The sequence below is a fragment of the Sphingobium phenoxybenzoativorans genome, assembly GCF_018286635.1.
Classification (GTDB): domain Bacteria; phylum Pseudomonadota; class Alphaproteobacteria; order Sphingomonadales; family Sphingomonadaceae; genus Sphingobium; species Sphingobium phenoxybenzoativorans.
On sequence record NZ_CP073910.1, the window covers coordinates 4,496,881 to 4,508,788 of the forward strand.

Sequence of the window (11,908 nt, forward strand, 5' to 3'; positions counted from 1 at the left end):
TGAAAGCGACTAACGCCTAGAGGTCTCAACATGAAGTTATATCGCCGCGATATTGATGGATTACGAGCGCTGGCGGTAATTCCTGTAGTAATGTTCCATACAGGTTTTTCGCTATTCTCTGGCGGCTTTATTGGAGTTGATGTATTTTTTGTAATATCCGGTTATCTTATAACCAAGACCTTGATTGATGATTTCGACGAAGGCCGATATAGTGTATCGGCATTTTACGAACGAAGAATTCGCCGGATTTTTCCAGCATTTTTTGTAATGATTTCAATAATTTCATTGCTAGCATATGCAATTATGCTTCCCGAAGATCTAAAGGATTTAGGGACTAGTATTTGGGGCGCATTCCTTTTTGTATCCAATATCACCTTCTGGATAGGAAGCGGTGATTATTTTGGTACAAAAAGTGAATTGCAACCGCTCCTTCATACGTGGTCCCTTGCCGTCGAAGAACAATTCTACATATTTTTCCCGATACTTCTTTTCATCGCCCTCAAGTTTTTAGACAGATATAGGGCTTATCTCTTCATCTTGCTGATGCTTGCCGTCTCGTTTGCGCTCAGCATATATTCCACGCGCGCTTACCCCGTTGCCAGTTTCTATCTGCTGCCAACTCGCGCCTGGGAGCTCTTAGCCGGATCTGCTTTGGCGACTAATCACATCAGGTCACTTAAAGATCGGCGCTTGATTGAGATCGAGGCCGCTATCGGAGCTATACTGATTCTAAGTGGGATATTTCTCTACACAGCAAAAACAGAGTTTCCTGGCCTAGGCGCCGTTCCTCCGGTTCTCGGCGCGTTTCTCATCATTCACGCTGGCGCCGCAGATAGCACTACCCATGTTGCGCGAATTTTTTCATTGCCATATGTCCGATTTATCGGACTGATAAGTTATTCGCTGTACCTGTGGCACTGGCCTGTTATCGTGTTCTGGCGTTATTATTATTTGGAAATTACCAGCGGTGATCGCTACCTTATACTTCTTTTGTCACTTCTCGCCGCGACCATCTCCTGGCGTTTTGTAGAGAGGCCCTTCAGGGCTCGGGGCAGTTTCCTGACCAGAACGCCTTTATTCGCTACAACTATCGCCCTGATCGCCTGCGGCTCATTGTTGGGCATCCTATTTAGCCAGCGCGGCCTGCCTCAACGTGTCCCCCTCAATGTCGCGACTATGGCTATGAAGTCGACTTACCATGGCCCTAGGAGAGATTGTGGATTTGCCTATGATCGGCGCCGTACTCTCAGTTCGCTTTGTGTCCTCGGCGCCACCAACACAAGTCCCAGCTTTCTACTGATAGGCGACAGCCATGCGGACGCCATCGCCGCAGCAACCTTCGAGGCGGCAGCGAAGATAGGGCAAGCAGGCTATCAGATCTCTGCCACAGGATATCGTCCGCTGCTTGGCTTCCGCAAAGTCGGAGAGGAGGCCAAATATGCCTATTTGAATGCCTTAGTGAAAAGAGCACTCACGGAGCGGCCAAGTATCAAGAAGATTATCATCTCTATATATTGGCACCAAGCGGTAGGTATCGATCAATATATTAACGACCAGGCCAAGGAGTTCGATGGCAGATATGCGGTCGCGCATGGCTTGGGCGAGCTAATCGCCAGTAATCCGGATCGCCGGTTTCTCCTCATTCTTTCTCCCGCAAATTCGCTGACTTTCGGAGGTAACGCCGCCGCCCGGGCGCATTGGTTTGGGCATCTGCCTTATGACCCTTCTATTCAGCGCGATATTTTCTCAAGAACCGAGGCAGAATATAATGGTATCGTCAGCGAATTAGTCAGACATTCGAACGTCCAGCGAATAAGCATCGCGAGCAAGCTATGTGATCCGTTGTATTGCTACGGGACTAAAAATGGCAATATCGCATATGCTGATGACAACCACATATCATTCCAGTTCTCGAAATCTATGGAGCCGGATATCGCCCATTTTCTTGAACAAAATCGATGATTGCAAGGGGTCCTTCATGCGGAACTCAAACAATATATCGGACGAAAAACTGAGTTTTCGTTTGGCAAAGTTGTTAATGTGAATACTTTAAAGCATCGGGAATGAAGCCATGATCATAGCTGCAGCGCTTGACCGAAACTACATGGAATTTGCCGCCGTGATGCTGAGTTCACTGGCATCGAACGGAGAAGTCGCCGATGCGAAAATCGTAATCTGCTCTGATGGTCTCACTAATGCCGATAAAGACGAGCTGATTGAGGCGGCAAAGGGCATGCATGTCAACTTCATTGATTTGGCGGGGGCCGTCCGCGACAAAGTCGCATCACTCAAAAGCACGACAAATTGGCCTACAACCGTTTATGCGTGCATCCTGCTCCCGGAGCTTGTGCCGGATACGGCCGAACGACTCTTGATCCTTGATTGTGACATTCTGATAAAAAGCAGCCTACGTGAACTGGCTAGTCTGCCGCTAGACACAGCGTTCGGAGCAGTACCAGTTGATAAAGATCCCGAATTTGTAGCGGAGATTAATGCCCGCATTGGCTCCCCCTCTGACGCGCGCTACTTCAATTCAGGGGTTTTACTAATAGATATTCCAAAATGGCGAAATCTAAACATTACAGAAAAGGCGCTGATGTGGGCGTCAGATAACCCTGATCGGATCAGTTATCCGGATCAGGATGCCCTCAATGCAGCGTGCAGAGGCGAATTTACGATACTCGAAAAAAAATGGAACTGTTACGGGAAACAGTGGAATACTGAAGATGCTGCAGTTTTGCATTTTGTTTATGATAAGCCAAACACAGACGATAGCAGGCATCCCTGCCGAGGACTATGGCTGGAACATAGAAATCAAACAAAATGGGCTAACAAACCTTTGCAATCAAAATTGGATCGGCGGATAAGAAAACTGCGAAAAAAAATTATGTCGATATTAACCTAAGAAATGATCTTACATCATTTTTTCATGAATACGAATGTGACAATCCTCGCTCATCACAAGAAGCAACATAAACACTTTCCAACTGACTGGCATCGACCCGCAGCTTCTGCGGGGTATCCAGCAAACATTTGAACGCCGCTTCTCGAAGGCGTTCTGTCCTGCTTCGAAAATATGTGTCATCGGAGTTGTCAGCTGTCTCGGCGAAGGCACTTCCCACAAACCGTCGAATTATTGAGCCGTGGCTTGGCCATGTGCGACGCCACGCTAGTCAGGCCAGACAAATTTTGTGGAGTGGAATTTCCTACAGAGTAAGCGGGGTCCCGATCCCACCTTGTGATCGTCTTCGGCAGCGCCGAGTCTTTGCGCCCTGATCGGGCAGCGGGCGTTCGTGCTATGACGATGTCATGTGATGATGCTGGCACTAGCGGTGTGCAGCGTTTCGAGGTTTTCACCGGGGCCGGCCGTCGTCGGGATTGGCCGGACGAAGTGAGGGCGTCGATTGTCGCTGAGAGCTATTCGGGTCGAGAGACGGTTTCTGCGGTAGCTCGGCGGCATGCGCTCAGTCCTTCGCAGCTGTTCACGTGGCGCCGGGAGTTGCGCAAGCAGATGGAAGAGCGCGGCGCGTCGCTTCCGTCAGTGACGGCATTCGTCCCTGCCGTGGTCGAAGCGGCTGAAGATGATAGGCCTGCCGCGCCGGCCCGCCGTTCGATCAAGCGCCGGCGATCGAAGGTCAGTGCAGTCGAGCTGGAGATCGATGGTGTCGCGGTGAAGATCAACCGCGGCGCCGATGCCGGCGTGATTGCGGCTGTGATCGAAGCACTCAAGGCCACCCGGTGATCGGGCCAGGCGCCGGTGCAAGGGTGATGGTGGCGACGCGTCCCGTGGATTTCCGCAAAGGCCCCGACGCGCTCGCCGCGCTGGTCGGCAAGGAGTACGGCGGCGATCCCTTTTCGGGTGTGATCTACGTGTTCCGGGCGAAGCGGGCTGACCGGGTCAAGCTGGTGTGGTGGGACGGCACCGGGCTCTGCCTCATGGCCAAGAAGCTCGAGCAGGGAGGCTTTCGCTGGCCGGGGATCCAGGACGGTGTGATGCGGCTGACGGCCGCTCAACTCGCCGCCTTGCTAGAGGGTCTGGACTGGCGCCGGGTGCACGGCGGGCGCCGTCCGATTGCGCCGCAGATTGCCGGTTGACGGGGCTTTCTTCGGCTGATTCACTACTGCCATGCTCATCGAAGCCGACCTTCCCGAGGACGTCGAAGCACTCCGTGCGTTCGCCCTGGAACAGGTCCGCTTGGTGGCAGCTGGAGACCCGCAAAAACCGGTAGCGTTTGGACGGCTATGGTGATTCATTGAAGGCGCGCGATCACGGAGTGAGCTATGGATCCCAAGTCTCTGTTCAGTTTGAGCGAACACCTTGATGCATTGAGCAAGGAAGGCGATCCGCTCGAGGTTTTGCAGGAGACAGTGGATTTCGAGTATTTCCGGGCGTGGCTGGTTGAAGGGCTTGGCTATGGCGATGGTAGCAAAGGCGGCCGCCCACCATTCGATCCGGTGATGATGTTCAAGGCGCTGATCCTGCAGGCGCAGCATAATCTGTCAGACGCTCGGATGGAATTCATGATCCGGGATCGGCTTAGTTGGCTGCGGTTTCTGGGGCTGTCGCTCGGGGATCGAACGCCGGACGAGAACACGATCCGGCATTTTCGCAATCGCCTGACCGAGACGGGAACGCTCAAGCGTGTGATGAAGGCCTTTGACTGGCAACTCCAGAAGAAGGGCTACATCCCGATGTCCGGGCAGATCGTGGATGCCTCGCTGGTGCCTGCGCCAAGACAGCGGAACACCGAGGGCGAACGCGAAGCGATCAAGTCGGGCAAGAGCGCCAGGGATATCTGGCCGGACGAACCGAACAAGGCAGCGCAGAAAGATACCGACGCCCGCTGGACTCTCAAAGTCGGCGGGAAGGTCCGGTATCGGGCGGATGGACGCCGCCCCCATGATCGCCCTGCCGGTCTTCGGCTACAAATCCCACATCAGCATCGACCGACGCTTCGGCTTCATCCGAGGCATGGCGGTGACTTCGGCGTCAGCAGCGGACGGGCGTCTTCTCCGGCAGGTCGTCAGCACGGACAATACCAGTTCCGAGGTCTGGGCTGACAGTGCCTATCGATCCAAGCGCAACGAGAAGTGGTTGTCGGATCAGATGCTCACGTCCCGAATTCATCGGCGCAAACCCATGGGCAAGCCGATGTCGAAGGCAACCGCACGGGCCAATGCCGTCAAATCCTCCATCCGTGCGCATGTTGAGCATGTCTTTGCGCATCAGAAGAACCGGTTCAACCTGTTTATCCGCACCATCGGCCTGGCCCGCGCTGAGGCGAAACTGACCCTTTGCAACCTGGCCTACAACTTCAATCGCCTGATCTTCCACGAGCGCCGAGAAACCGCAGGCTGACTCTGTCTGCAAGCCGGCAAAAACGGCGAAATCAACGCCAGGTATCTTGGAAATCGGTCCGAACGATGCCCTTGGTGCGCCGCGCAGCCTCGACGTCATCACGCCAGCCCGAAATTACCCGGTTTTTGCGGGTCTCCAGCTGAACGTGCCGCCGCCGCGGATTTGGCACTCGCGAAGGGCGAGGCCGATGCGGAGATCGAGCGGCTCCAGTCGATCATCGATGCGTTCATGCTGTCAACGGGCACCGAAGTATCCGTAAAAGTGGGCGCCTAAAATTCCCTGGTTCGATGGCGGTGGTATGGTCGGTGATCAGCCGTATGAGTGATCAGCATGGGCTTTCAGAGGCGGCCTGCCACGGCGTTTGGGCGTTGGCTGTGGGCCGACGGTGGTGATGGATCGCATATTTTCGGGGACGAGATCAGCGTGTTGACGCATGCGGTAGCTGGAGCCTTCGATCTGGATGACAACAGCATGATGAAGCAGGCGATCCAGGAGCGCGGTGGCGACGACAGGATCGCCGAAGACCTCGCCCCATTCGGCGAAGCCGCGGTTGGAGGTCAGGATCATGGCGCCTTTTTCGTAACGCGCATTTACGAGCTGGAAGAACAGATTCCCGCCTCCTGGTGTGACCGGAAGATAGCCGATCTCATCGACCACCAGCAGCGAACAGCGGCACAGGAACCGGATCTTCTCGCGTAACGCGCCTTCACGCTCCGCCTTTGCGAGGATTGCGACCAGATCAGCGAGTGGGATGAAGTAGACGCTTTTTCCGGCACGAACCGCCTCGACGGCAAGCGCGGTGGCAAGATGGCTCTTGCCCGTTCCTGGCGGTCCGAGCAGATGCACGACCTCGGCCCGGCTGATAAAGTCGAGCCCAGCCAGCGCCATGACCCGATTACGATCAAGCGAGGGCTGGAACGAGAAGTCGTAGCCGGCCAGGGTTTTGAGTGTAGGCAGGCGTGCCATGCGCAGTGCGGCTTTGATCCGGCGGTTTTCGCGTAGGCTGAGTTCCTCAGCAAGAAGATCGTCGATCGCTTCGATGCCGTCGATCTGCCCCTGTTCGATGCGGCGAAGCGTGGCGTCGAGCATTTCCAGCGCGCGGGGCATTTTGAGGCCGACGAGGCTTTTGCGGATATTGTCGACGCGCGACGATGCAGAGCTGTGTGTCATGTGCGGTCTCCCATGGCGAGCTGCGCACCCACAGCCTGGTAGAAGGCGAGCGAACGGGTCGGAACATGATCGCCAATGCGACCGATGGTAATTTCTGTCGGCATAGGCGCCTTGCGCTTGGCGTTGCCAGTGCGGTGGGCGCGATCAATGCGATATTGTTTTCGCCCCTCCAGCACGGGATGCTCGGCGATGATGTGCCCCAGATCCAGGATCCGGATCATGTCAGGCATCTGCTGGATCTCCAGCACCCGGCGTGCGCGATCAGGAACGCTGTAATAGTTGCCGCCGATCGATACGAACCCGTCATTGCTGACGCGTCGCTCAAGCTTGAGCACCGCGCCAAAGCGATGATCAGGGAGCCTCTGCAGCTCGGGCTGTTCTGCTGCAAAGGCTTCCGACACGATCTTCTGCGTCGTGCCGTGGACCCGGACATTAGCGACAGTATCGAGCCAGTCAGCCAGTTGTGCGTTCAGATCCTCCAGGCTGCGGAAGGTGCGCCCAAGGAAGAAGTCCTGCCGGATATAGCTGAAGGGCCGCTCGACCTTTCCTTTCGTTTTGGCGCGATAGGGCCGGCATGCCCGAGGCTGGAAGCGGTAATGCGCCGCCAGCGCGATGAGCGAACGGTTGTAGATGATGTGGCCGGCATCATCCTCCCCCAGGACAGCCGTCTTCATGCGATCGTAGAGGATCTCGATCGGTACGCCGCCCAAGGCTTCGAAGGCCTGGATGTGACAGCGCAGCAGCGTCTGGAGATCCTGATGCAGCACATAGCGGGCGAAGAGGTGCCGCGAGTGCCCCAGCACCAGGCTGAACAGCCATACGATCCGGCTCGGGCCTGGGTCATCGGTAAAATCGACAACGAAGCGCGCAAAGTCGACCTGTGCCTGAACGCCCGCCGGCGTCTCGAAGCGCACTTCATAGGGCTTGGGTCCATGGTCGGGCCGGATCGCGGCGAGATGGCGCTTCACCGCCGTATAGGCGCCGGTGTAGCCCATTTCACGGATCTCCCGCGTTAGCCGCGCTGCGCTCAGTTCAGGGAAGGCAGCCACCCTCTCGCCCAGGAACTTGATAAATGGCGCCAACTTTCCAGGGCGCCCTACAGCGCGCGGCTTATAGGCCGGCGCCTCGACACCACGCTCGATATATTTGCGGATCGTCTTGGGGTCGCGTCCAGTACGTCGGGATATGGCAGATATCGATACACCCTGCCGATACAGCTCCAGGATCATCATCAGTTCTCCAAGTCGGATCATCAGCCCCGCCTCCACGTCGCAATGGAGATGAGATCGATGTCGGCTCATCCCATTCTGCCGGGGCTAGCCCCGGCAGAATGGGATGAAGGGGCCACCAACTAGGGAATTTTCAAAGCCCACTTTTCAGGATTTTTGCACGCCCGATGACACATGCGTCACCGGTTCGGCGCGCGGTCCGAGCAACTGGATCCCGACCAGCTCCAGCTCGGCCTGGAAGATGTCGAGACGGCACTTGGCAAGGCCCGCGCTGCCCGTGAAGCAGCGATCGCCAAGGCCGGTGGGGAACGACCTCGTAGGGCCAACCGCGGCTCGCTGCCCGCACACCTGGAGCGGATCGAGCAGATCATCGACGTCAAGGATAAGGCATGCCCGTGCTGTGGCGGGGCGCTGCATCAGATCGGTGAGGACGTGGCCGAGCGCCTCGACGTGGTGCCCACCACGTTCCGCGTGCTGGTCACCCGCCGTCCGCGCTACGGCTGCCGCTCGTGCGAGAGCGCAGTCGTTCAGGCCCCGGCACCAGCGCGGATCGTCGAGGGCGGCATCCCCACCGAGGCGCTCATCGCGCAGGTGCTGGTCGCCAAGTACGCCGACCACCTCCCATTGTACCGCCAAGCTCAGATCTACGCCCGGCAGGGCATCCAACTTGATCGATCCACTTTGGCGGACTGGGTTGGGCGGGCAGCATGGTATCTGCGACCCTTGCGGGACCACATTCTCGAGCGATTGCGACGATCGGAGCGGCTGTTTGCCGACGAGACCACTGCACCAGTGCTCGATCCCGGACGCGGACGGACCAAGACCGGTCAGCTATGGGCTTACGCCCGTGACGACCGACCATGGGGCGGCGGCGATCCACCGATGGTCGCCTATGTCTATGCCGCTGACCGCAAGGGCGAGCGGGCGGAAGCCCATCTTGGAGAGTTCGCCGGCATCCTCCAGGTCGATGGCTATGGCGGCTACACCGCGCTCGCCAAGCGGCGGCAGCAGATTCAACTCGCCTTCTGTTGGTCGCACGTTCGCAGGAAGTTTTACGAGCTGGCGGACAAGTCGCCGGTAGCGACCGAAGTGCTGCGTCGGATCGCCACGCTATACGCGATCGAGGACGAGATTCGTGGCGCCTCGGCGGAACAGCGTCGCGCTGTGCGCGCCGAACGGGCCCGCGTCATCGCCGATGACCTGCACATTTATCTCGAGGCTCGCCTTCGCCAGGTCAGCGCCAAGAGCAAGCTCGCCGATGCCATCCGCTACGCGCTCACCCGCTGGAAGGGTCTATCGCTGTTCCTCGAGGACGGCCGTGTCGAACTGGACTCCAACACCGTCGAGCGATCGATCCGACCCTTGGCCCTCAATCGCAAGAACGCGCTCTTCGCAGGCTCTGACGAAGGCGGCGACAACTGGGCGGTGATCGCTACGCTGATCGAGAACTGCAAGATCTCGGATATCAACCCGCATGCTTGGATGACCGAGACCCTCACCAAACTAGCCGCGGGCCACCCAGCACACGCGGTCGGTGGTCTCATGCCTTGGACCGCCGTGACCTGAGCACAGCGCTTACCCTACAGAGCGATTTTTTCCGCGTATTGCACTGGGCGACCACGCCTGACAGTTACGCTTTGGTACCCGCGACTTGGCATACGATCCAAAGCTATAAGGCACAGCGAAAACGCCCCCTACGGCAGCGAAAGCCGGTGCTTTTAGAAGAAGCTGAGTTTCTGGCGGATGTGGCACAGTGCGCACGTCGGCATCGCGCTCGATGTTGGGAAGGACGAGAAATGCCGCATTCGCATAATCGTTCGTGCCGATCCGAAGTCGGCACGCCACCGCCAGAGAAAAACTTACTGCCAAGTCTGTCGGGATGTGACCTTGTGCACGATCATTGGATTTCGGCACAAAGATCTAGCAAGAGATCCCGATGCCCGAATCAGCCATGCTGACTCATCCTTGCAATACCCTCCAAGCCGACCGTTTCGTTGATCCGCCTGATGCAGTTGCGTAGAGCAATCTGTGAGTTGCCGGAAATGAGCGATATTCTGCATGTTGCGGCGCACAACTCCGTTAACGAGGCGATGCGTTTCTGTGTCATGATGGTCACTGGAGGTGACGATATGAACACTTTCAAATTTAATTCGAACGAAACTATCGGGTCAAAGCTTGATGCGTCTCGTGGAGTTGGTCAAGGATTTGATTTTCTTAGAATATTCTTGGCATCCATGGTCGTTTATATGCACGCATGGTCTGTGCTGGGTTTAAAGCCAGAGAAACTTCAGCCGACATGGTTTATGACCTACTGGGTGCTTGCGATTTTTTTCAGTCTAAGCGGATTCCTGATTACCGGCAGCGCGCTTCGACTGCGGCTTAAAGATTTCATCATCAATCGCAGCCTCAGAATTGTACCGGCGCTAGCCGTCGATATCTTCTTTGCCGCGCTGATAATGGGTCCCCTTATCACGGCTTATTCAATCAATATCTATGTTAGCCAGCCAGAATTTTTCACGTATTTCCTGAATATAACAGGCTACATTCATTACGATCTACCAGGCGTTTTTCTTGATCACCCGTCAAGCAAAGTCAATATCTCGCTCTGGACCGTCCCGTTCGAAATCTTATGCTATGTTCTCATTTCAATGCTCGTACTGAGCCGGACATTGCATATGGCATCCGTGTCGATCGTGTCCGCCATTTCGTTCATGGTAGGCGGCGTGGCAGTTAAGCTGTTAAAAATTCCGTCCAATGGCAATTTGGCGGAGCAGCTAATTTTTGAGCTGTTCTGTGGGCGCGGGTCTAAGCTGCTGGTGTGTTTCTTACTAGGCATCTCAATATTTCAACTGCGGCATAAGATCCCTTATGATCGTCGTTTATTTTTGGCTTGCCTGACGCTTTGCGCGGTCTTTGCGATATTCGTGAAGCCAGATTCACCATTAGCACGAGTGGTTGCGCTAAACTGGATCGCCTCATTCCCGCTAGTCTATATTATGGCGTTTTGGGGGGTTACAAAGCTACCCAAATTGCCTCTTTTTCATCGCGGGGATTACTCGTATGGCATCTATCTTTACGGCTTTCCGATCCAACAAATCGTTTATGGCCTGACTAAGAGCCTGATTCGAAAGTTCATCAAGCATAGCAGTATCTTGCGGTGCGGCGTGCGAGCATACGGATTGAGGCGATGTGCGCCCATGCCGTTGAGCTTTCGATGGTTTTCTCCCAGTCTTTGGCCAATCGCCTGCACCGGCCCAGCCATGCAAAGGTTCGTTCAACCACCCAGCGGCGTGGCAGAAGAACGAAGCCTTTGGCGGTATCGGAGCGCTTGATGATTTCGATGGTCCAGCTTCCGTGAGCCTTGAGCGCGTCCCTGAGCTTGTCTCCGGCGTAGCCGCCATCGGCGAACACATGGCGCAACCAGGGGAAACGGAAACGGACCGCTTTGAGCACATCGACTGCGCCATCACGGTCCTGGACATCGGCGGCGTGGACGAGGATGAAGATCAGAAATCCGCAGGTGTCGGTGAGGATGTGCCGCTTGCGGCCTCTGATTTTCTTGCCTGCGTCATAGCCCCAAACCCCGCCACTTTCCGTGGTTTTGACGCTTTGGCTGTCGATCACTCCGGCCGATGGCGAGGCCTCGCGCCCCTCGATTTCACGCAGGTTCATCACCAGCACGGTGTTGATCGTCTCGAACAATCCGGCGTTCCGCCAAGCGTAGAAATACCGCCGCACCGTCGAGACCGGCGGGAAGCATTTGGGCAGCATCCGCCACGCGCCGCCGCTCGATGCAATGTAGAGCAGCGCATTCAACACCTCGCGCATGTCCGTCGTGCGCCGCCGCCCGCCAGACTTCGCCGGCGGCACGAACGGCGCGGTGACCGACCACTCTCGGTCGGTCAAATCGCTTGGATATCGCAATCCATCACGGCTATGCTCGCGCCGAGCAATACCAGTCCATCCCATCGCTTCCTCCATCTTCTCGACAAAGACGGCTGAATCACAAGATGCTGGTATTGCTCAACAACTTTCGGATCGGGCTCTAAGAGCGTGGTCTCGCCCACGACACAGTTCCTCATGTCGATGCCCTTTATTATCGGTTTCGCAATGCTTTCGTGGCATCTCGTAGAAGAGCCGATCTTGCGTA

Annotated in this window: 7 protein-coding genes and 3 pseudogenes; 7 read left to right on the forward strand and 3 right to left on the reverse strand. The window is 56.3% G+C overall.

The features are described from left to right. The first annotated feature begins 30 nt into the window (after positions 1-30). From KFK14_RS22355 to KFK14_RS22375, 5 genes and pseudogenes are all read left to right on the forward strand, one after another. The gene (locus tag KFK14_RS22355) at positions 31-1,962 is read left to right on the forward strand and encodes an acyltransferase family protein (RefSeq protein ID WP_212609184.1); all 1,932 of its coding nucleotides are present in this window, start codon (positions 31-33) and stop codon (positions 1,960-1,962) included. Positions 1,963-2,071: 109 nt separating this feature from the next. Then, positions 2,072-2,905, forward strand: a complete 834-nt coding sequence (locus KFK14_RS22360; protein WP_212609185.1) for a glycosyltransferase family 8 protein — start codon at positions 2,072-2,074, stop codon at positions 2,903-2,905. A 399-nt stretch (positions 2,906-3,304) separates the two neighbouring features. Next, positions 3,305-3,742, forward strand: coding sequence for an IS66-like element accessory protein TnpA (gene tnpA / locus KFK14_RS24290; RefSeq protein WP_281417195.1), 438 nt, complete (start codon positions 3,305-3,307; stop codon positions 3,740-3,742). A 26-nt stretch (positions 3,743-3,768) separates the two neighbouring features. Continuing rightward, positions 3,769-4,095 carry an IS66 family insertion sequence element accessory protein TnpB gene (gene tnpB / locus KFK14_RS22370; RefSeq protein ID WP_212611265.1) on the forward strand — a complete coding sequence of 109 codons (327 nt, stop codon included), beginning with the start codon at positions 3,769-3,771 and terminating at the stop codon, positions 4,093-4,095. Between the two features lie 186 nt (positions 4,096-4,281). Continuing rightward, positions 4,282-5,359: pseudogene (locus KFK14_RS22375) on the forward strand (IS5 family transposase). 309 nt (positions 5,360-5,668) lie between these two features. Here the strand turns inward: KFK14_RS22375 and istB are convergent. Continuing rightward, on the reverse strand, positions 5,669-6,529 hold the full coding sequence (gene istB / locus KFK14_RS22380; RefSeq protein WP_212609187.1) for an IS21-like element helper ATPase IstB: 861 nt from the start codon (positions 6,527-6,529) through the stop codon (positions 5,669-5,671). Then, on the reverse strand, positions 6,526-7,782 hold the full coding sequence (gene istA, locus KFK14_RS22385) for an IS21 family transposase (RefSeq protein WP_212609188.1): 1,257 nt from the start codon (positions 7,780-7,782) through the stop codon (positions 6,526-6,528). Before istA ends, istB begins: the two co-directional genes overlap by 4 nt. 153 nt (positions 7,783-7,935) lie before the next feature. On the opposite strand from istA, the pseudogene tnpC reads away from it, so the two are divergent. Continuing rightward, a pseudogene (gene tnpC / locus KFK14_RS22390) lies at positions 7,936-9,324 on the forward strand (IS66 family transposase); the annotation flags it as partial. Between the two features lie 563 nt (positions 9,325-9,887). Continuing rightward, positions 9,888-10,868, forward strand: a pseudogene (locus tag KFK14_RS24410) (acyltransferase family protein); the annotation flags it as partial. 25 nt (positions 10,869-10,893) lie between these two features. Here the strand turns inward: KFK14_RS24410 and KFK14_RS22395 are convergent. Continuing rightward, positions 10,894-11,727: an IS5 family transposase gene (locus KFK14_RS22395; RefSeq protein WP_099185567.1), complete on the reverse strand. Its 834-nt coding sequence runs from the start codon at positions 11,725-11,727 to the stop codon at positions 10,894-10,896. Positions 11,728-11,908: the final 181 nt, after the last annotated feature.

Bases quoted from the DNA above. Each gene is read 5' to 3' on its own strand.
- KFK14_RS22355 (WP_212609184.1), top strand. From the start codon at position 31: ATGAAGTTATATCGCCGCGATATTGATGGATTACGAGCGCTGGCGGTA.
- KFK14_RS22360 (WP_212609185.1), top strand. From the start codon at position 2,072: ATGATCATAGCTGCAGCGCTTGACCGAAACTACATGGAATTTGCCGCC.
- tnpA (WP_281417195.1), top strand. From the start codon at position 3,305: ATGTCATGTGATGATGCTGGCACTAGCGGTGTGCAGCGTTTCGAGGTT.
- tnpB (WP_212611265.1), top strand. From the start codon at position 3,769: ATGGTGGCGACGCGTCCCGTGGATTTCCGCAAAGGCCCCGACGCGCTC.
- istB (WP_212609187.1), bottom strand. From the start codon at position 6,529: ATGACACACAGCTCTGCATCGTCGCGCGTCGACAATATCCGCAAAAGC.
- istA (WP_212609188.1), bottom strand. From the start codon at position 7,782: ATGATCCGACTTGGAGAACTGATGATGATCCTGGAGCTGTATCGGCAG.
- KFK14_RS22395 (WP_099185567.1), bottom strand. From the start codon at position 11,727: ATGGGATGGACTGGTATTGCTCGGCGCGAGCATAGCCGTGATGGATTG.